Genomic DNA, 19,976 nt, shown 5'->3' with positions numbered 1-19,976 from the left:
ATCCCGCGCACCGCACCGTCGCCAGGGTGTCGGTGATTGGCGGGGCGGTCTTCCCCTGGCTGGCCGGCGCCGTCGCTCAGCGGGTGGGCGTCTGGACCCTGCTGCCGTTCGCTCTGCTCCTGGCGGTCGGGCAGCTCCTGATCTGGTGGCGGCCCCCACCCGGGTCGGAGTCGAGGGGGCACCACCGGTCTGCACGTGATACCAGGGTGTCATCATGATGACACCCTGGTATCACGTCCACCGGGCACCTACGGCACCGTCAACCGCGCTCGACATCTCCACAGCAGCAACCCCGGTCGGCCGCGAGGATGGGTGGGTGGAGGACGATCTCCTCCTTGCCCGCCGGGCCGCGCTGGCCTCGGCCGGCTCGACCGGGAACGCAAGTCGGACGAGCACGTCTACCCGGCCGTGCTCAGGCGGCGGCCAGGTCCTGTGGGCCGAAGCTCGGGTTCCGGGCCAACCAGGCGAGGTAGTTCGGGTTACGGGACAGCGAGTCGGTGTAGGCGGCGATGGCGTGCCCGAGCACCCGGTCGGCGATGCCGGCCGCCGGTGCGTCCGGGTGCCAGCCGAGCAACAGCCGCCAGCGCAGCGGCGTGTGCGCCAGCGGGCGGGTGACCAGTCCGGAGACCGGCCGGAAGGTGGCCTGGGCGAGCGCGATCGCCTCGCCCGCCTCGACCAGGTCGATGCAGCTGCGGATGTCGGTCTCGTAGATCTTGGCCGGGGTGAAGCCGGCCCGGGCGCAGGCCGCCACGAAGCAGTCGGCGAAGCAGCCGTCACCGGGCGCCGCCGCCCAGCGCTCCCCGGCGAGCGCCGCCAGGTGCACCTCGTCGTCGGCGGCCAGCGGATGCGCCTCCGGCAACAGCACGAAGACGGCGTCCATCGCCACGGCCCGCCAGGTCAGCCCGAACTCCGCCGACGGTACGGCGTCGCCGCAGACCCCGGAGAGTACGAAGTCGAGCCGGCCGCTGAGCACCATCTGGGCCAGCTCGTCGACCGACCAGGAAGCGTGGGTGCTGATCTGCGCGTGCGGCTGGTCGGCGGCGAGCCGGTGCACCAGTCCACCGAGGATCGGACTGTTCACCCCGCCGAACCGGAACCGGGTCATCGTGGTGCCCGTACCGGCCAGCCGGGCGGCCTCGTCCTGCAACCCCTTCATGGCGGGCAGCAGTACCCGGGCCCGGGCCAGCACCAGCTCACCCAGCGCGGTCGGTCGGGCGCCGCGTCGGTCCCGCTCGAACAGCGGGCCGCCGAGAGTCCGCTCGATGCGCTGGAGCTGTGCGGTGAGCGCGGGTTGTGCCAGGCCCAGGGTGGAGGCCGCCTTCGTCACGCTGCCCGTCTCCGCGATCGCGCAGACCACCTTGAGGTGCCGCAGCTCCAGGTTCATAGCGTGACGGTAGGACCCGAAAGGGATTCACGGCTAGCCCTTTGACTAGTGAAAGATCCCCCAAAGGAAACCCAAACTGCATCCGAACGGACACCTAATTCTGACGGGCGGCCCAGAGCATGCCCCGTTCGGTGATCGTCCGGATCGGCGGCAGGGTCAGATCGTCGAGCTTGTGCCCGACCGTCGAGACGAAAACCCGGCCGGCGCCCCAGGATCTGGTCCAGACCGCAGGCAGGGTGACCGACCGGTCCCAGGGGGTACGCTCCGCCCCCGCCACCTCCGCGACCGGCTCCGGGTCGAAGGTCACCGTCGCGAGTACGTCGTTGAGCGGATCGGTGAGCACCCAGTACTTCTCGGTGTGCAGCCGTACCGTCCCGATGCCCCGGACGATCGGATGGTCGGCCCGCTCCGGGCACACCGTCAGCTCGTGGTCGAGGAAGCCCGGCGGATGGTGCACGAAGACCCCGCCGGTCAGCTGGTGGTACGCGTTGTGGTGGAAGGCGCCGACGATCCCGCCGTGCCAACCGGCGAACCCGGTACCGGCCCGGACCGCCGCGATCAGTCCGGCCGCCTGCTCGTCGCTCACCGTCCCGATCGACCAGCACTGCACCACCAGGTCGGCGGCGGCCATCCGTTCCGAATCGGCGTAGACGGCCAGGTCGTCGTGAACCTCCACGGTGAAGCCCGCCTCCCGGAGGAACGGGAGGAACAACTCCGTCGCGGCCACCGGGACGTGCCCCTCCCAGCCGCCCCGGACCACCAACGCGTTCCGCACCGCCCTGCCTCCGTCCACTCCACGCGACTCGGCCCGGCGCGGGAGTCCACGCCGGGCCGAGCCTGATCATGCCATCGCCGCCGGTGGTTCAGGTCGCCGCCGGCGGGGTCGCGGTGCTCGCCGGTGGCGCCAGATCCTCGACGTACGTCGGCCGGCCGCTCACCGCGTCGCGTACCTTGTCGACCACGCCGAGCGCGGGTTCGACCACCCGGTTCCACGGCGGTGTGGCCGGGGCGTCCGGGTGCGGCCGGGTCGGCGCGGCCTCCTCGGCGATCTCCACCCGGTTGCCGAGCCGGATCAGTTCCGCGTCGGTGGCCGCGGCCCGCAGCGCCGGGAAGATCTCCGTCGACGCCGTCGACGCGTGCCGGCGAAGCTGCCCGGTCACCTCGTCGGCGAGTTCGGCGAAGCGCGGCTCGGTCGGCGTGACCTGCGCGAGTTCCCGCAGCGTACGCAGCACGTCGGTGTCCGCCGCCAGCTCCCGGTCGGCCAGCGGGCCGCCGTCGGGCAGCGCGCTGCGCACCGTCGGGTAGAGGTACTGCTCCTCGCCGGAGAGATGCCGGGCGACGGTCGCGGTCAACACCTCGGCGACCTGGCTGCGCCGCTCCGGCGCGATCTCCTCGGTCAGCTCCCCGCAGAGTGCCACGATCTGGTCGTGCTCCTCGGCGAGCAGTTCCACCATGCTGCGCCCGGCGGGCCGGTAGTCCTCCTCGTCACCGGTCGGGGGCAGTGGCGGCAGTGGCACGCTCACGGTTGGCCTCCTCTGTCCAGGTCCGCCGATCCGGCCCATCCATCGACCGGCGCTGTTGGCGGACATCCGCAGGTACCCTGCGGTCCGCGCGGCGAAACCCGACACCGGGTGGGGGCGGGACGCGCGGCGCCGCCCGACTGGTATGAAGAACCGCATGACTAGCGAGTCCGCGTCCACCCACCCGAGCGCCGCCGACGAGGTCGTCGAACTCTGCCGGGACCTGCTCCGGATCGACAGCAGCAACACCGGTGACCCCGAGACCACCGTCGGGGAACGGGTCGCCGCGGAGTACGTGGCGGAGAAGCTCGCCGAGGTCGGTGTGGAGTCGCACCTGCGCGAGTCCGCGCCGGGCCGGACCAGCCTGGTCGCCCGGATCCCCGGTACCGACCCGGGCCGGGGCGCGCTGCTGGTGCACGGGCACCTGGACGTCGTACCGGCCGACGCGAGCGAGTGGTCGGTGCATCCGTTCTCCGGCGAGATCGCCGACGGCTACCTCTGGGGCCGGGGCGCCATCGACATGAAGGACTTCGACGCGATGGTCCTCGCCGTGGTGCGCGACTGGCAGCGCACGGGGATACGCCCACCCCGCGACCTGGTGCTCGCCTTCACCGCCGATGAGGAGGCCGGTGGCGATTACGGCGCGCACTTCCTGGTCGAACGCCACCCCGAACTGCTGGAGGGCGCCACCGAGGCGATCGGCGAGGTCGGCGGCTTCTCCTACACGGTCAGCCCCGACCTGCGGCTCTATCTCATCGAGACGGCCGAGAAGGGCATCGAGTGGCTGCGGCTGCACGCCCGGGGCCGCCCCGGGCACGGCTCGATGGTGCACGACGACAACGCGGTCACCGCGTTGGCCGAGGCGGTGGCCCGGGTCGGCCGGCACCGTTTCCCGATCGTGGTCACCCCGACCGTGCGGGCCTTCCTGGAGCAGGTCTCCGAGGCGCTCGGCATCGAACTCGACCCGGACGACCCGGAGCTGGCCATCGCCAAGCTGGGGCCGATCGCCAACCTGATCGGCGCCACGATCCGGAACACCGCCAACCCGACCCGACTGGCCGCCGGCTACAAGGACAACGTGATCCCCAGCCGGGCCAGCGCCACCATCGACTGCCGGAGCCTGCCCGGCCAGTCGGAGCTGCTGTTGGAGCAGTTGCGCGAGGTGATCGGGCCGGACATCGAGATCGAGCACGTCCAGCGGCAGCCGGCGCTGGAGACCAGCTTCGACGGCGACCTGGTGGACGCGATGGCGGCGGCGCTGCGGGCCGAGGACCCGGGTGCCCGGCCGGTGCCGTACATGCTCTCCGGCGGCACCGACGCCAAGGCGTTCGCCAAGCTCGGCATCCGCTGCTTCGGCTTCGCGCCGCTGCGGCTGCCGCCCGACCTGAACTTTTCCGCGCTCTTCCACGGCATCGACGAGCGGGTGCCGGTCGACGGGCTACAGTTCGGCGTGCGGGTGCTCGACCGGTTCCTCCGGCAGAGTTGACCACCGCCCGCCTGGCACATCCGGCGGCACTCGTCTACGGTTCCCCGGTTGATCCATCTACTTCCGGTTCCACCCAGTCCCGGTCCCGGTCCCGGTCGCGTCGGCGTGACGACTCCGCGCCCGCGCCGTGCTCGGCAGCCGGTGACATCGCAGCGAAGGGACAGGCCACACCATGACCGACCAGCACGCCGAGCTGGACGCCGCCCTGGAACGGGTCATCGAGACCGCCCGGGCGCACCTCGCCGCCGTCCGGGCCGCCGAGGGCCGGATCGACGACGATGCCGTCTGGCAGGCGTACGTCGAGCTCAACAACGCGTCGTACGAGTACGACGAGCAACTGCTCGACGCCTTCGGCGAGGTCACGCCGTGGGACGTGGAGGCGATCGACCCGGACGAGGCGGACGAGCGCTTCGGGGTGGGGCTGGGCGGTGCCGACGGCTCCGAGCCGAGCGACCCGCACCCGCTGGTCCTCTCCGTACGCCACCGGCGCGACTACCGGGTGCCGAGCGTCGCCGCCCTGCTCCGGGTGGCCCAGGCCGCCCGCCGGGCCGCCGTACCGGACGAGGAGGAGGCGCCGGCGGTCGAGGGTGTCGGCGAGGCGGTGCTGGAGCTGTTGCAGAGTGGGGACGGGTCGCTGGGCGCCCTCGACATCCCCGAGCTGGAGCCGCTGGACGGCGTGGTGATGGTCAGCGAGGTCTCGGTCCCGCTCGACCTGGAGTCCTTCGACGACGAGGACAGCAGCGGACCGTTCACGCCGGGGGCCGACGACCGGCTCGTCGGTCGGCTGGACGAGCACCCGTTCCTGTCGGACTCCGACGAGGAGACCGAGCGGGCCCGGTAGGACGGTTCAGTACGAGAGGCCCGGTTGCGACTGGTTGGCCACCCGACGGCGCAGCACCACCTGTCGGGTGCCGTCACGGAACAGTCGCACCCGGGCCAGCTCCCAGCCGGAGAACTCGGCCTGGATCGCCAGTTGCGCCATTGCGGTCTTCCGGTCGACATTCGGCGGTAACCGCAATGGCGCGTATTCGTAGTCCATGTCCTCTATCCTGCCCACGCTCCCGGGGCGGCACCAGCCCTTCCCCCGCCCGGTGGAGCGTGCGGTGTCCCGTTCCGGGCCCATCTGTTCGGTTCCGGGGTCAGCTGTCCCGTTCCGGGTAGCCGACCGGGACGGCCGAGACGTCGTCCAGGGCACGGGTGATCTCCAGTGGCAGCGTCATCCGCTCCACCTGGAGCGCGCCGAGCAGCTGACCCACGGTGCGGGCGCCGAGGATCGGGGCGACCACCCCGGGCCGGTCCCGGACCCAGGTCAGCGCCACCTCCAGCGGTGACACGCCGAGGCCACCGGCGGCGGTCGCCACCGCCTCCACGATGCTGGAGCAGCGCGGCTCCAGATAGCGGGCGACGAAGGGTTCGAAGTGCGCCGAGGCGGCCCGGGAGTCGGCCGGACGGCCGTGCCGGTACTTCCCGGTCAGCACCCCACGGCCAAGCGGTGACCAGGGCAGCACGCCGAGCCCCAGCTCCTCGCAGGCGGGCAGCAGCTCCCGCTCGATGCCGCGTTCGAGTAGCGAGTACTCCACCTGGGCGGCGACCACCGGCGCCCGGCCGGGGAACGCCGCCTGCCAGGTGGCGGCCCGGGCGGTCTGCCAGCCGGAGAAGTTGGAGACCCCGACGTAGCGCACCCGGCCGCTTGTCACCGCATGGTCCAAGGCGGCGAGCGTCTCCTCCAGCGGGGTGGCCGGATCGTGGCCGTGCACCTGCCACAGGTCGACGTGGTCGGTGCCGAGCCGGCGCAGCGAGGCGTCCAGGGTGCGCAGCAGGTGGCCCCGGGAGGTGTCCCGGCGGCGCCCGGGACCGGGCCGCAGCCCGGCCTTGGTGGCGATCAGCAGGTCGTCGCGGGGGACCAGGGTGCCGAGCAGCGAGCCGATCACCGCCTCGGCGTCACCGTCGCCGTAGACGTCGGCCGTGTCGACGATGTTGCCCCCGGCGTCCAGGTAACTCTTCAGTTGGGCGGCAGCGTCGTCCGCATCGGTGTCCCGACCCCAGGTCATGGTGCCGAGCGCGAGCCGGGAAACCGCCAGCCCGCTTCGGCCGAGCGGTCGCAGTTGCATGGTTGAACCTTATTCAGAACATCGCCCCGCCGATATCCTCGCTCCCGCCATCCCCGTGCGGGTCGTCCAGTACAAAAACGACGTCCAGGCACGGGTCCGGCATCGGCGGGTCAGCGGAGGGCGTCCGGGCGTCATTGCGTACCCTGATGCGACTTGCGCCACGGATGGGGGAGAAGAAGCAGTGCGACTCGGGCTCAGCCTCGGATACCAGACGGCGTGGAGCACTCCGGCGGACCATCTCGCCCTCACCCGGGAGGCGGACCGGCTCGGCTACTCGGTGGTCTGGGCGGCGGAGGCGTACGGCTCGGACTCGCCCAGCATGCTGGCCTGGCTGGCCGGGCAGACCGAGCGGATCGACGTCGGCTCGGCGGTGATGCAGATCCCGGCGCGCAGCCCGGCGGCGACCGCGATGACCGCCGCCACCATCGACGCGGTCTCCGGCGGCCGGTTCCGGCTCGGTCTCGGCGTCTCCGGCCCACAGGTCTCGGAGGGCTGGCACGGGGTGCGGTTCGCCAAGCCGCTGGCCCGGACCCGGGAGTACGTCGACATCGTCAAACTGGCCATCGCCCGCAAGCCGGTGGAGTACGACGGTGCGCACTACCGGCTGCCACTGCCGGACGGCCCCGGAAAGGCGCTCCGGCTCGGGTTCCATCCGCCGCGCGAGGAGATCCCGATCTACCTGGCCGCGGTGGGGCCGAAGAACCTCGAACTCGCCGGTGAGATCGCCGACGGCTGGCTGGCGATCTTCTTCGCCCCGGAGTTCGCCGCCGAGCAGCTCGGTGCGGTGGCGACCGGTCGGGCCAGGGCCGGCAGGGCACTCGCCGGCTTCGACGTGGTGCCGAGCGTGCCGGTGGTGATCGGTGACGACGTCGCCGCCTGCGCCGAGCTGGTCCGCTGGTACGCCGCGCTCTACGTCGGCGGGATGGGCAGCCGGGAGCAGAACTTCTACAACCAGCTCGCCACCCGGATGGGGTACGGCGACGCCGCCCGCGAGGTGCAGGACCTCTATCTGGCCAAGCGGCAGCGCGACGCCGCAGCGGCCGTACCACTCGAGTTCATCGACCGGACCTCCCTGCTCGGCCCGAAGGAGCGGATCGCCGACCGGATGCGCGAGTACGCCGCCGCCGGCGTCACCACCCTCTCGCTCACCCTCTTCGTCGCCGACGCGGAGAGCGGGATCGAGACCCTGCGTACCTGTGCCGAGGCGCTGGAACTCGCCGGGGTCGGCGAGTGAGCGGGCCGGGTCAGCACGGGCCGGCGGTGCGGCGGCGGGGTACCGGGACGAGCGGGGTGCGCGGGTGAGCTGGATCGAGGCAATCGTCCTGGGGATCGTCCAGGGCCTCACCGAGTTCCTGCCGGTCAGTTCCTCCGGCCATCTGCGGATCACCTCGGCGATCTTCTTCGACCAGGACGCCGGTGCGTCGTTCACCGCGGTCACCCAGCTCGGCACCGAGGCCGCCGTGCTCCTCTACTTCGCCAAGGACATCTGGCGGATCACCCGGGTCTGGGTGGTCGGGATCTGGGACTCCTCGGTCCGGTCGAGTCTCGACTACCGGATGGGCTGGTACGTCATCGTCGGCTCGATCCCGATCGGCATCTTCGGCCTCCTCTTCAAGGACCAGATCCGGACGGCGGCCCGGAACCTGTGGCTGGTCGCGACCACGTTGATCGTCTTCGCCTTCGTGCTCGCCTTCGCCGAGTACTGGGGCCGGCAGACCCGCCGGCTGGAGAACTTCACCATGCGCGACGGCATCGTGATGGGCTTCGCCCAGGCGATGGCGCTGATCCCCGGGGTGTCCCGGTCCGGCGGCACGCTGACCGCCGGGCTCTTCCTCAACCTGACCCGCGAGGCGGCGGCCCGGTACTCGTTCCTGCTGGCCATCCCGGCGGTGGTGATGTCCGGGATCTTCAGCCTGCCGGACGTCTTCGACACCTCGGGCGGCGGCTCGATCCCGACCCCGGCCCAGATGATCGTGGCCACGGTGATCGCCTTCGGCGTCGGTTACGCCGCCATCGCCTGGCTGCTGCGCTACGTCGCGCACCACACCCTCTACGTCTTCGTGCTCTACCGGGTGGCACTGGGCAGCCTGGTCCTGGCCCTGCTGCTGACCGGCACGATCAGCGCGACCTGACCGGCACGATCATCGTCACCTGACCGACCCGCACGTCCGGTCGACCTGGCGGCTCGCCGGGGCGGCCGGACGGCCGGAACGTAGGGTGTGGTCGTGGCGACCCTTCTGCTCCTCCGGCACGGCCGGACCACGGCTAACGCCGACGGCGGCCTGGCCGGACGGCAACCCGTGGAACTCGACGAGACCGGCCGGGCCCAGGCGACCGCGGTGGGCGGCCGGCTCCGGGCGATCCCGCTGGCGGCGGTGGTGACCAGCCCGCTGATCCGGTGCCGGCAGACGCTGGAGCTGGCGCTGCCGGACGCCGTACCGACGGTCGAGGAGGGGCTCGTCGAGTGCGACTACGGCGCCTGGCAGGGCCAGCCGTTGAAGAAGCTGGCCAAGGATCCACTGTGGCAGGTGGTGCAGCAGCACCCGAGCGCGGTCGTCTTCCCCGACGGGGAGTCGATGGCCGGGATGGCGGCCCGGGCGGTGGCGGCGGTACGCCAATGGGATGACCGGATCACCGCCGAGCACGGGCCGGAGGCGGTCTGGCTGGCGTGCAGCCACGGCGACGTGATCAAGGCGATCGTGGCGGACGCGATGGGCGTACACCTGGACCAGTTCCAGCGGATCGTGGCCGATCCTGGCTCGGTGACCGGGATCCGCTACACCCCTGTGCGCCCCTTCCTGCTGCGGCTCAACGACACCGGCGGTGATCTGACCAGCCTGGTTCCGCCGCGCCCCACCCGGCGCCGCCGCGCCCGCGCGGTCTCCTCGGACGCCGCGGTCGGCGGTGGGGTGGGCGTGGCCGGCGCCGGCTCGACCGGCCCCGAGGGGCGGCAGCGGTGACCGGGCGATGCCCCGCAGCGACCGGACCGGGGCGTACGGTGATTCGGGTCGGTGGGCTGCGCGCCGTGGTATCCGGCCGGATAGGGTCGTGGGTATGACCCACCAGGTGCACGCATTCGAGCCGCCCGAGCGGTTCGTCGCCGGAACTGTGGGTCCGCCGGGTGAGCGGACGTTCTTCCTCCAGGCGCGCGGCGGGGGCCGGCTGGTCAGCGTCGCCCTGGAGAAGGTCCAGGTCTCGCTGCTGGCCGAGAAGCTGGAGGAGCTGCTTACCGAGGCGCATCGGCGGTTCGGCGTCGAGCTGCCCGATCCGCCCCCGGTCACCTCGGACAACGAGCCGCTGGACACGCCGGTCGACGAGGAGTTCCGGGTCGGCACCCTCGGGCTCGCCTTCGACGTCGACACCGCGACGGTGGTGATCGAGGCGATCGCGGCCGGGGAGGCCGAGGCCGAGGTCGAACTCGGCGGCGGCGAAGAGGTCGAGGAGGACGACGAGGAGGAGCCGGACGACGACCTCGACCGGCTCCGGGTCCGGTTGACCCCGCAGGCGGCCCGCGAGTTCATCGAGCGGGCCCGCCGGGTGGTGGCGGCGGGTCGGCCGCCGTGCCCGCTCTGCGGCCAGCCGCTCGACCCGGCCGGCCACCTCTGTCCCCGACACAACGGCTACCACCGGTGACGGTCGCCGTGCTGCCGCCGGGACCGCCCCGGTGACCTCCTCCGAACTGCGACCCGTGCTGGACGAGAACGACGCGTTGCGCCTCCTGCAGGGGGGCGAGTTCGAGCTGGAGGGCCGGCTGGTCGACGCCTCCAACACGACCCTGCGGGGGTTCCTCACCCTGGACGGGGTCACCGCCCGCTGCGTCTACAAGCCGATCCGGGGCGAGCGGCCGCTCTGGGACTTCCCGGACGGGACCCTGGCCGGTCGGGAGGTCTCCGCGTACCTGCTCTCCCGGGCCACCGGGTGGGACCTGGTCCCGCCGACGGTCCTCCGGGACGGCCCGCTCGGCCCCGGCGCCTGCCAGCTCTGGATCGACGAGCCGGAGCAGGCCGAGCCGCTCGTCGGGTTCGTACCGGCGCCGAGCCTGCCGGACCGGTGGTTCCGGGTAGCGGCCGCCCGCGACGAGGACGGCGCCCCGTACGCCCTGGCGCACGCCGACGACCCCCGGCTGGCCCGGCTCGCCGTACTGGACGCGGTGATCAACAACGCGGACCGCAAGGGCGGGCACGTACTCGTCGGGCCGGACGACCGGATCTACGGTGTCGACCACGGTGTCTGCTTCCACGTCGAGGACAAGCTCCGCACCGTGCTCTGGGGCTGGGCGCACCGGGACCTGCCGCCGGACGCGCTGGAGATGCTGGCCGAGCTGTCCCGAGGGCTGGCCGGCCCGCTGGGGGAGAGCCTGGCGGAGCACCTGACCATCGGCGAACTCGCCGCGCTGGCCCGCCGGGTGGACCGGCTGCTGGCGACGGCCCGGTTCCCGGAGCCCTCCGAGGAGTGGCCGGCGATCCCTTGGCCGCCGATCTGAGCGCGCTCCGGCGCTGCCTGCCCCCGGTTTCCGAGCGGGCCGGGCGGGTCCTGTCGATCTGATCACCCCGGCCGCCGCGCCGGGGATTCCGGCCGGTCCGGCTGACTAGTCTGGTGACCATGGAAACCTGGATGGGTCACGAGATCCCACGGCTGCCGGGCAGGGGACCGGAGCTCGCGCTGTACGACTCGGCACGCCGGGGCGTGCACCCGACCAGCCCCTCCGGGCCGGCGACGATGTACGTCTGCGGGATCACCCCGTACGACGCGACCCATCTGGGGCATGCCGCGACGATGATCGCCTTCGACGTCGTTCAGCGGGTGTGGCGGGACGGTGGCCGTCAGGTCACCTACGTGCAGAACGTCACCGACATCGACGACCCGCTGCTGGAGCGGGCCGAGCGGGACGGCGAGGACTGGGTGGTCCTGGCGATGCGGGAGACCGCGCTGTTCCGGGAGGACATGGAGGCGCTGCGGATCATTCCGCCCGCCCACTACGTCGGTGCCGTCGAGTCGATCCCGGCGATCGCCGAGAAGGTCCGGGTGCTGCTCGACGACGGTGCCGCGTACCGGCTCGACGACGGCACCGGTGACGTCTACTTCGACATCGCGGCCGCGCCCCGGTTCGGCTACGAGTCGAACCTCTCCCGGCCGGAGATGCTCGGCTACTTCGCCGAGCGGGGCGGCGATCCGGACCGGGCCGGCAAGCGGGATCCGCTCGACCCGCTGCTCTGGCGCGGCGCCCGGGACGGCGAACCGGCCTGGGCGGGCGGCCCGCTCGGTCCCGGGCGGCCCGGCTGGCACATCGAGTGCGCGGTGATCGCGTTGGCGCTGCTCGGCGAGACCATCGACCTCCAGGGCGGCGGCAACGACCTGATCTTCCCGCATCACGAGTGTTCGGCGGCGCACGCCGAGCGGCTGACCGGGGCGGAGCCGTTCGCCCGACACTACGTCCACGCCGGGATGATCGGCCTGGACGGCGAGAAGATGTCGAAGTCGAAGGGGAACCTGGTCTTCGTCTCCCGGCTCCGGGCCGACCACGTGGACCCGATGGCGGTGCGGCTGGCACTGCTCGCCGGCCACTTCCGCAGCGACCGGGAGTGGACCGACGACCTGCTCAAGGACGGCACCTCGCGGCTGGCCCGGTGGCGGGAGGCCGCCGCGGCGCAGTCCGGGCCCGCCGGCCCGGAGCTGCTGGCCGGGGTACGCGAACGGCTCGCCGACGACCTGGACACGCCCGGCGCGCTGGCCCTGGTGGACAGCTGGGCCGATGCCGCGCTCGCCGGGACCGGTGCCGATCCGGCCGCCCCGGACCTGATGGCCGCCACCGTCGACGCGCTGCTCGGCATCAAACTCTGACGCACAACCGGTGATCGACCCGGCCGGGCGGGTCCTCGGGGCAGGGCCTCGGCCCGCAGCGCTTCAGCCGAGCACCAGTCCCGGGTCCGGGTCGGCCTCCGGCGCCGGGCCGGGGACCTGGTACTGCTCGGTCAGCGTGGTCATCGGGCCGGGCCAGGTCGCCTGGGCCACCTCGATCGGCCGGTGGCTGGCGTCGTAGGCGACGTGCAGCAGGTGCAGCACCGGGGTGTCCGGCCGGATCTGGAGGATCTCCGCCTCCTCGCGGCTCGGCTGCCGGGCGCTGATCTGGTCGGTCGCCGAGACGTAGCGGCGGCCGATCGCCTCCTCGGCCTCCTGGTAGAGCGGCCGGCCGTACGCCTCCATCCGCTCCAGGCTGGTGCCGGCGGCGTCGGCGGTACGGAACCAGGAGGCGCCGACCTCGACAGGCACCTCCTCGGTGCGGACGAGGTGTCGCCGGACGATCAGTTCGGTGCCGTCGGGTACCCCGAACGCGTCGGCCACCTCGGGCGGGGCGGGGGCCCGGCCGACCTGCACCAACTGTTGCCGGTACCGGGCGGCCAGGTCGGCGTGGTAGCCCCGGTGGCCGCCGTACCGGCCCCGGGAGAGCCGGTTGAGGCGGCGCCGGGTGCCCCGGACGTACGTCCCGGAGCCCGGCTTGGTGATCAGTACGCCCTCCACCCGGAGCTGGTCGATGGCGCGCTGCACGGTCTGCTTGGCCACCCCGAACATCTCGGCGATGGCCGGGATGGAGGGCAGCCGTTCACCGGCCGCCCAGTCACCCGCCCGGATCCTCGCCCGTAACTGGCCGGCGATCTGCCGGTGGGGGAACTCGGCCGCTCCGGGGTTGATCTGCACCGCTGCTCCGTTCCGAGTGGTCGTGCCCGGCCAGCTGGCCGTTTCCATCCAGGTGGTCATGCCCAGCAATAGCGCTAGGTTCCTAGGATGCCTTACGGGGTGTGCGCCGGGCAACCGAAACACGCCAGGAACCCGGCCCGACAAACACTGCCCAGGGGTGCGGGTGGTGCCGACCAGCAAACCGGCGTCCCGGTGCGAGATCCGGGTGGCGGCGGGCGGTCGAGAAACGCACGCGGTCCCTGGGGCCGGCCGGCTCAGCGACGGGAGCGTCGGTGGTCGGCAGCGGTCACCAGGGACCCGTGGTGGTCAACAGAAGCGGGCGGCGGTCACCAGGAGCCGGCGGTGGGGCCGGCGGAGCCGCCTCGGCGGCGCAGGTACTTTTCGAACTCCTGGGCGATCTCGTCACCGGTAAGCGGCTGGATGCCGGCGTCGCCGACCCGTTCCTCCAGCTCGCGGACGTACTCGCCGAGTTCGGCGTCCTGCTCGGCCGCGGTGCGGACCCGCTGCTCCCACTCGGCAGCCTCCTCGGCCAGCTCCGACATCGGGACGGGGAGGTCGAGCACCTCCTCGACCCGGTGCAGCAGGGCCAGCGTCGCCTTCGGGCAGGGCGGGTTGTTGGCGTAGTGCGGCACGTGCACCCAGAACGAGACGGCGTCGACCTCGGCCCGGGTGGCGGCGTCGTGCAGTACCCCGACGATCCCGGTCGGGCCGTCGTAGCGGGTCGGGGTGAGCTGGTAGCGCTCGGCAGCGTCCTTGTCCGAGGCGCTGCCGCTGATCGGCAGCGGCCGGGTGTACGGCACGTCGGCCAGCAGCGCGCCGAGCAGCACGATGCGGTTGATCTCCAGGCTGTGGCAGAGCTCCAGCACCTGCTCGCAGAAGGTGCGCCAGCGCATGCTCGGCTCGATGCCCCGGATCAGCACCACGTCCCGGTCCGTACCGTCCGGGCTGGCCCGCATGAACCGGGTGGTCGGCCACTCGACCCGGCGGGTCTCGCCGTCGGCCATCGTGATCGTCGGTCGGCTCACCTGGAAGTCGTAGAAGTCCTCGGGATCCAGCTCGGTGATCTGCCGCGCCTGCCAGACCTGTTCGAGGTGTTCGACCGCCGCGGTGGAGGCGTCGGCGGCGTCGTTCCAGCCCTCGAAGGCCGCGATCGCGACCGGCGAGCGCAGCTCGGGCAGCCCGTCGAACTCGGTCACGCCCTACCCCCAGCGTGCGTGCCACGGCCGAACCCGGCGGTCCGGAGCCGCGCGGTGGTGCCCCCGATGTGCCTGGTGCTGCCGTCCCTGTTGTCCCTCACGTCCGTCAGCCTACGTCCCTGACCCGGATGCAACACGCCGGCCGCGCCGGCTCGGCCCGCCGGGGGAGCGATCCGGCAGGTCGACCAGCATCGGACCGGCCCGGACAACCAGGACAGAAAGGGCGGTTGTCCGCCGGAACCGTACGTTCGGCAATGGTACGCCCACGACCGGTTGTCAGGGCCGTTCCGGACTAGCCTGGAGTCGTGCCGACTCCGCTGCGTGACGCCATCGGCGCCCGGGTACTGGTCGCCGACGGCGCGATGGGGACGATGTTGCAGGCCGCAGCGCTGACCCTTGACGACTTCGAGGGGCACGAGGGCTGCAACGAGATACTCAACGTGAGCAGGCCCGACGTCGTCCGATCAGTCCACGACGCGTACCTCGCCGCCGGGGCGGACTGTGTCGAGACAAACACCTTCGGGACGAACCTCTCCGCGCTGCGCGAGTACGGCATCGAGCACCGGATCACCGAACTGGCCGAGGCCGGCGCCCGACTGGCCCGGCAGGCCGCCGATGCGGCGGGTACCCCCGACCGGCCCCGGTACGTGCTCGGTGCGATGGGGCCGGGGACCAAGCTGCCGACCCTGGGCCACCTGGGCTACGCCGAGCTGCGCGACGCGTACCAGGCCAATGCGGCCGGGCTGGTCGCCGGTGGCGCGGACGGGCTGATCGTGGAAACCTGCCAGGACCTGCTCCAGGTCAGGGCGGCGGTCGTCGGGGCCCGCCGGGCGCTCGCCGAGGCGGGTCGGGAGCTGCCGGTGATCTGCCACGTCACCGTCGAGACCACCGGCACCATGCTGCTCGGCACCGAGATCGGCGCGGCGCTGACCGCGCTCGAGCCGCTCGGCATCGACCTGGTCGGGCTCAACTGCGCCACCGGGCCGGCCGAGATGACCGAGCACCTGCGCCACCTGTCCCGGCACGCCCGGATCCCGCTGTCGGTGATGCCGAACGCCGGGCTGCCCGAGCTGACCCCCGAGGGCGCCCGCTATCCGCTGACCCCGGAGGAGTTGGCGGAGGCGCTGGCCGGCTTCGTCGAGGACTACGGGCTGGCCCTGGTCGGCGGCTGCTGCGGTACCACCCCGGAGCACATCCGGGCGGTGCTGGACCGGCTCGGTGCCGCGGCGGTGTCGCCCCGGACGCCGGAACCGGAGCCGGGGGTGGCCAGCCTCTACCACCAGGTGCCGTTCGCCCAGGACGCCAGCGTGCTGATGGTCGGCGAGCGCACCAACGCCAACGGCTCCAAGGCGTTCCGGGAGGCGATGCTGGCCGAGGACTGGCAGGCGTGTGTCGAGATCGCCCGGAGCCAGGCCCGGGACGGGTCGCACCTGCTCGACCTCTGCGTCGACTACGTCGGCCGGGACGGCGTACGCGACATGCGGGAGATCGCCGGCCGGTTCGCCACCGCCTCCACCCTGCCGATCATGCTGGACTCGACCGAGCCGGCGGTGATCGAGGCCGGGCTGGAGATGCTCGGCGGCCGGTGCGTGGTCAACTCGGTGAACTTCGAGGACGGCGACGGCCCCGACTCCCGGTACGCCCGGGTGCTGCCGCTGGTCCGCGAGCACGGCGCCGCGGTGGTGGCGTTGACGATCGACGAGGAGGGCCAGGCCCGGACGGCCGAGTGGAAGGTGCGGGTCGCCTCCCGGCTGATCGACGACCTCACCGGCCGGTGGGGGATCGACCGCCGGGACATCCTGGTCGACTGCCTCACCTTTCCGGTCGCCACCGGCCAGGAGGAGACCCGCCGGGACGGCATCGAGACGATCGAGGCGATCCGGGAGATCGCCCGCCGCTATCCCGGGGTCAACTTCACGCTCGGCATCTCGAACGTCTCCTTCGGACTGAACCCGGCCGCCCGGCAGGTGCTCAACTCGGTCTTCCTGCACGAGTGCGTGCAGGCCGGGCTGACCAGCGCGATCGTGCACGCCAGCAAGATCCTGCCGATGGCCAGGATCCCGGACGAGCAGCGCGCGGCGGCGCTGGACCTGGTCTACGACCGGCGCCGGCCCGGCCACGACCCGGTGGCGCGGTTCATCGAACTCTTCGAGGGGGTGGACGCCGCCTCGGCCCGGGCCACCCGGGCCGAGGAACTCGCCGCGCTGCCGGTCGACGAACGGCTGAAGCGGCGGGTGATCGACGGTGAACGCAACGGCCTAGAAGCCGACCTCGACGAGGCGCTGACCGGCCGGCCGGCGCTGGCCATCGTCAACGACCTGCTGCTGGACGGGATGCGGGTGGTCGGTGAGCTGTTCGGCGCCGGCCAGATGCAGCTGCCCTTCGTACTCCAGTCGGCCGAGGTGATGAAGGCGGCGGTGGGTCACCTCGAACCGCACATGGAGAAGTCCGACGACGGCGGAAAGGGCCGGATCGTGCTCGCCACCGTCAAGGGCGACGTGCACGACATCGGCAAGAACCTGGTGGACATCATCCTGACCAACAACGGCTACGAGGTGGTCAACATCGGCATCAAGCAGCCGATCTCGGCGATCCTGGAGGCGGCCGAGGAGCACGCCGCCGACGCGGTCGGGATGTCCGGGCTGCTGGTGAAGAGCACAGTGGTGATGAAGGAGAACCTCGCCGAGATGGCGTCCCGGGGTGTCGCCGGGCGCTGGCCGGTACTGCTCGGCGGTGCGGCACTGACCCGCTCGTACGTCGAGGACGACCTCCGGTCGACGTACCCCGGCGAGGTGCACTACGCCCGTGACGCCTTCGAGGGACTGTCCCTGATGGACCGGCTGATGGCGGCGAAGCGTGGCGGCGCCCCGGTGGTGGACGCCGAGCGGGAGGCGGCGCTGGCCGCCCGGCGGGCCCGCCGGGACCGGCAGCGGACCGGGGTGGCGGCGGCGCTGCCGGACCTCTCCGACGACTCGGTCCGCTCCGACGTGGCGGTCGACGTCGAGGTGCCGGCGCCGCCGTTCTTCGGTACCCGGGTCGTCAAGGGCATCCCGCTGGCCGACTACGCCGCCCTGCTCGACGAGCGGGCCACCTTCGCCGGCCAGTGGGGGCTGCGCGGTGCGCGCGGCGGCTCCGGGCCGAGCTACGAGGAACTGGTGGAAACTGAGGGACGTCCCCGGTTGCGCTCCTGGCTGGACCGGCTCGCAGCCGACCGGGTACTGGAGGCGGCAGTCGTCTACGGCTACTTCCCGGCCTACTCCGACGGCAACGAGCTGGTGCTGCTCGACGAGCGCGGCGAGGGCGAGCGGGCCAGGTTCAGCTTTCCTCGGCAGCGGCAGGAGCGCCGGCTCTGCCTCGCCGACTTCTTCCGGCCCCGGGGCAAGCGGCTCGATGTCGTCGCCCTGCAACTGGTCACCGTGGGTCAGCCGGTCAGCGAGTACGCCGCGAAGCTCTTCGCCGCCGACGAGTACCGCGACTACCTGGAGGTGCACGGGTTGTCGGTGCAGCTCACCGAGGCACTCGCCGAGTACTGGCACCGCCGGATCCGGACCGAGCTGACCCTGCCCGACGGCCGTACGCTGGCCGACGACGACCCGGACGACCTCGCCGGGCTGCTGCGTACCGACTACCGGGGCTGCCGGTACGCGTTCGGTTATCCGGCCTGTCCCGACCTGGCGGACCGGGCGAAGCTTGTCGAGCTGCTCGGCGCGGAGCGGATCGGGGTGCAGCTCTCCGAGGGTTTCCAGCTCGTGCCGGAGCAGGCGACCGACGCGATCGTGGTGCACCACCCGGACGCCGGCTACTTCAACGCCCGATAGGGCGCCGGCTACTTCGACGCCAGCCGGGCGCCGGCTGCATCGACGCCAGGCCGCCGGCTGAGGCAGCCGCGCCGCCCGCTGGCCGGGCAGGGGTTTGACACCACGGCCACCCTGGGAAGTGTCCTGGCTCGTCGACCCCTGGGAGGCCACGATGCGCCCGTTGCGCCGTACCGGCCGGTTCTGGCGGCTGCTCGCGCTGATCGTGACGCTTGTCGTCGCGGGGGCCTGCTTCGTCGGCGGGACGGGCGGGGAGGAGCCGGCGGTACCAGGAGATCCGGGTACGTCCGACGGGGGCGGCACCAGCGAGGCCGACGGCACGATGAGCGTGGACGAGTTCCGGCGCGACATCACCGGCGCGGTACGGGTCGCCGAGGAGTACTGGACCGCGCAGTTCAAGGCGTCGGGGGAGCGGTTCCAGCCCATCCGCCGGGTCGTCGCCTACCAGCGGGAGGGCGAGATCGACTGCGCCGGTCAGGGACTGCCGCGCAACAACGCGGTCTACTGCTCGGCGGGGGACTTCATCGCGTACGACGTCAACTGGGCGGTCGCCGCCTTCCGGCAGGTAGGCGACGCGTTCCTGTTCTACCTGCTCGGGCACGAGTACGCGCATGGCGTGCAGGTGCGGCTCGGCATCCGCTACGAGTTCACCATCCAGCAGGAGTTGCAGGCCGACTGCATGGCCGGGGCGTACCTCGGTGACTCGGTGCGGTCCGGGGCGCTGACGATCGAGGACGGCGACCTCGACGAGCTGAGCCGGGGTCTGCAGGCGGTCGCCGACGACCCGGGACAGCCGTGGTTCGCCGAGGGGGCGCACGGTACCGCCGAGCAGCGTACCGACGCCTTCTTCGGCGGGTACGAGCGCTCGCTGGACGCCTGCGACCTCCGCTGAGCCGGACCGGGGGAGTGCCGGCCGCCGGGCCGTCGACCCTGGCCCCGGCCCGGCGGCGCGGGCTGAGGCATCCGCCACACTTCGGGGCCGAGATCGACGGATTGTCGGACGGCGTTGGCAGGATCGGACCCGGCAGCTCGCGTCCGATCCGGGAGGGCATCCTGAACAGCCAGCATCTCGCCGCGGTGCTCTTCGACATGGACGGCACGCTGCTGGACAGCGAGCGGTTGTGGGACATCGGGCTCCAGGAACTCGCCGAGCACTACGGCGGCACCCTCTCCGAGGCGGCCCGGCTTGCCATGGTCGGCACCGACATGACCGTCTCGATGGAGATCCTGCACAGCGACCTGGACCAGCGGTGGCGGGATCCGGCGGTCAGCGCCGCCTGGGTCGACCGCCGGGTCGGCGAGCTGTTCCTGACCGACCTGAAGTGGCGGCCCGGGGCGCTCGCCCTGGTCAGCGCGGTACGCGCCGCCTCGGTGCCGGCCGCGCTTGTCACCTCCACCCGGCGGGCGGTGGTGGAGATCGCGTTGGAGACCCTCGGTCGGGACACCTTCGACGTGGTGGTCTGCGGTGACGAGGTTGCCGCCACCAAGCCGGATCCCGAGCCGTACCTCACGGCGGCCCGGATGCTGGACGTGCCGATCTCCAGGTGCGTGGCGATCGAGGACTCGCCGACCGGGGTGGCGAGCGCGCTCGGTGCCGGAGCCGCCGTACTCGCCGTGCCGCACGCGGTGCCGATCGATCCGGCCGACGGCGTACGCCTGCTGGAGACGTTGACCGGCGTCGATCTGGACCTGCTCTCCGGTCTGCTCTCCCCGCTCGACCTGTCCCGCTGACCGCCGGCCGCGCGGCACGGAGGCGCCGGCCGACCCA

General features: G+C 72.4%; 18 protein-coding genes. 11 read left to right on the top strand and 7 right to left on the bottom strand.

Going from position 1 to position 19,976, the window contains the following annotated elements; genetic code table 11:
- Nucleotides 1–412: 412 nt before the first annotated feature.
- The 3 genes from CLT71_RS05070 to CLT71_RS05060 form a co-directional block, all read right to left on the bottom strand.
- Nucleotides 413–1,384: a LysR family transcriptional regulator gene (locus tag CLT71_RS05070; RefSeq protein WP_101366080.1), complete on the bottom strand. Its 972-nt coding sequence runs from the start codon at nucleotides 1,382–1,384 to the stop codon at nucleotides 413–415.
- A 94-nt stretch (nucleotides 1,385–1,478) separates the two neighbouring features.
- Nucleotides 1,479–2,159 (bottom strand): ThuA domain-containing protein, encoded by a 681-nt coding sequence (locus CLT71_RS05065; protein ID WP_101366079.1) that lies wholly within the window; start codon nucleotides 2,157–2,159, stop codon nucleotides 1,479–1,481.
- 88 nt (nucleotides 2,160–2,247) lie between these two features.
- Nucleotides 2,248–2,907, bottom strand: a complete 660-nt coding sequence (locus CLT71_RS05060) for a hemerythrin domain-containing protein (RefSeq protein ID WP_101366078.1) — start codon at nucleotides 2,905–2,907, stop codon at nucleotides 2,248–2,250.
- A 154-nt stretch (nucleotides 2,908–3,061) separates the two neighbouring features.
- On the opposite strand from CLT71_RS05060, the gene CLT71_RS05055 reads away from it, so the two are divergent.
- Together CLT71_RS05055 and CLT71_RS05050 are read left to right on the top strand one after the other, a co-directional pair.
- Nucleotides 3,062–4,390 carry a M20/M25/M40 family metallo-hydrolase gene (locus CLT71_RS05055; protein WP_101371154.1) on the top strand — a complete coding sequence of 443 codons (1,329 nt, stop codon included), beginning with the start codon at nucleotides 3,062–3,064 and terminating at the stop codon, nucleotides 4,388–4,390.
- Nucleotides 4,391–4,562: 172 nt separating this feature from the next.
- A complete protein-coding gene (locus tag CLT71_RS05050) occupies nucleotides 4,563–5,231 on the top strand; it encodes a hypothetical protein (protein WP_101366077.1) in 669 nt (222 codons plus the stop codon).
- Nucleotides 5,232–5,237: 6 nt separating this feature from the next.
- On the opposite strand, the gene CLT71_RS05045 is transcribed toward CLT71_RS05050, so the two are convergent.
- Both CLT71_RS05045 and CLT71_RS05040 read right to left on the bottom strand, forming a co-directional pair.
- Entirely contained in the window at nucleotides 5,238–5,429 is a 192-nt protein-coding gene (locus CLT71_RS05045) for a DUF5703 family protein (protein WP_101366076.1), read from the bottom strand.
- 100 nt (nucleotides 5,430–5,529) lie between these two features.
- A complete protein-coding gene (locus tag CLT71_RS05040) occupies nucleotides 5,530–6,501 on the bottom strand; it encodes an aldo/keto reductase (RefSeq protein WP_101366075.1) in 972 nt (323 codons plus the stop codon).
- 181 nt (nucleotides 6,502–6,682) lie between these two features.
- Here CLT71_RS05040 and CLT71_RS05035 point away from each other — a divergent pair, with 181 nt between their 5' ends.
- From CLT71_RS05035 to mshC, 6 genes are all read left to right on the top strand, one after another.
- A complete protein-coding gene (locus CLT71_RS05035; protein WP_101366074.1) occupies nucleotides 6,683–7,735 on the top strand; it encodes an LLM class F420-dependent oxidoreductase in 1,053 nt (350 codons plus the stop codon).
- 64 nt (nucleotides 7,736–7,799) lie between these two features.
- Nucleotides 7,800–8,633 carry an undecaprenyl-diphosphate phosphatase gene (locus CLT71_RS05030; RefSeq protein ID WP_101371153.1) on the top strand — a complete coding sequence of 278 codons (834 nt, stop codon included), beginning with the start codon at nucleotides 7,800–7,802 and terminating at the stop codon, nucleotides 8,631–8,633.
- Nucleotides 8,634–8,726: 93 nt separating this feature from the next.
- Nucleotides 8,727–9,461, top strand: a complete 735-nt coding sequence (locus CLT71_RS05025; protein WP_101371152.1) for an MSMEG_4193 family putative phosphomutase — start codon at nucleotides 8,727–8,729, stop codon at nucleotides 9,459–9,461.
- A 94-nt stretch (nucleotides 9,462–9,555) separates the two neighbouring features.
- Nucleotides 9,556–10,134 (top strand): DUF3090 domain-containing protein, encoded by a 579-nt coding sequence (locus CLT71_RS05020; RefSeq protein ID WP_101366073.1) that lies wholly within the window; start codon nucleotides 9,556–9,558, stop codon nucleotides 10,132–10,134.
- A 31-nt stretch (nucleotides 10,135–10,165) separates the two neighbouring features.
- Nucleotides 10,166–10,984, top strand: coding sequence for an SCO1664 family protein (locus CLT71_RS05015; RefSeq protein ID WP_101366072.1), 819 nt, complete (start codon nucleotides 10,166–10,168; stop codon nucleotides 10,982–10,984).
- A gap of 119 nt (nucleotides 10,985–11,103) precedes the next feature.
- Complete coding sequence (mshC, locus tag CLT71_RS05010; protein ID WP_101366071.1) at nucleotides 11,104–12,342, top strand: cysteine--1-D-myo-inosityl 2-amino-2-deoxy-alpha-D-glucopyranoside ligase; 1,239 nt, start codon at nucleotides 11,104–11,106, stop codon at nucleotides 12,340–12,342.
- A 63-nt stretch (nucleotides 12,343–12,405) separates the two neighbouring features.
- Here mshC and CLT71_RS05005 read toward each other — a convergent pair whose 3' ends face one another.
- Together CLT71_RS05005 and CLT71_RS05000 are read right to left on the bottom strand one after the other, a co-directional pair.
- The gene (locus CLT71_RS05005) at nucleotides 12,406–13,197 is read right to left on the bottom strand and encodes a GntR family transcriptional regulator (RefSeq protein ID WP_101371151.1); all 792 of its coding nucleotides are present in this window, start codon (nucleotides 13,195–13,197) and stop codon (nucleotides 12,406–12,408) included.
- A 326-nt stretch (nucleotides 13,198–13,523) separates the two neighbouring features.
- The gene (locus tag CLT71_RS05000) at nucleotides 13,524–14,393 is read right to left on the bottom strand and encodes a PAC2 family protein (protein ID WP_101366070.1); all 870 of its coding nucleotides are present in this window, start codon (nucleotides 14,391–14,393) and stop codon (nucleotides 13,524–13,526) included.
- Between the two features lie 305 nt (nucleotides 14,394–14,698).
- On the opposite strand from CLT71_RS05000, the gene metH reads away from it, so the two are divergent.
- The 3 genes from metH (at nucleotide 14,699) to CLT71_RS04985 (ending at nucleotide 19,939) form a co-directional block, all read left to right on the top strand.
- Nucleotides 14,699–18,211, top strand: a complete 3,513-nt coding sequence (gene metH / locus CLT71_RS04995) for a methionine synthase (protein ID WP_199187511.1) — start codon at nucleotides 14,699–14,701, stop codon at nucleotides 18,209–18,211.
- Nucleotides 18,212–18,362: 151 nt separating this feature from the next.
- Nucleotides 18,363–19,100 carry a neutral zinc metallopeptidase gene (locus CLT71_RS04990; protein WP_101371149.1) on the top strand — a complete coding sequence of 246 codons (738 nt, stop codon included), beginning with the start codon at nucleotides 18,363–18,365 and terminating at the stop codon, nucleotides 19,098–19,100.
- A gap of 185 nt (nucleotides 19,101–19,285) precedes the next feature.
- Nucleotides 19,286–19,939, top strand: coding sequence for an HAD family hydrolase (locus CLT71_RS04985; RefSeq protein WP_101371148.1), 654 nt, complete (start codon nucleotides 19,286–19,288; stop codon nucleotides 19,937–19,939).
- Nucleotides 19,940–19,976: the final 37 nt, after the last annotated feature.

The sequence above is a fragment of the Plantactinospora sp. CNZ320 genome (assembly GCF_002846275.1).
This window is presented reverse-complemented; position numbering and strand designations above follow the sequence as displayed.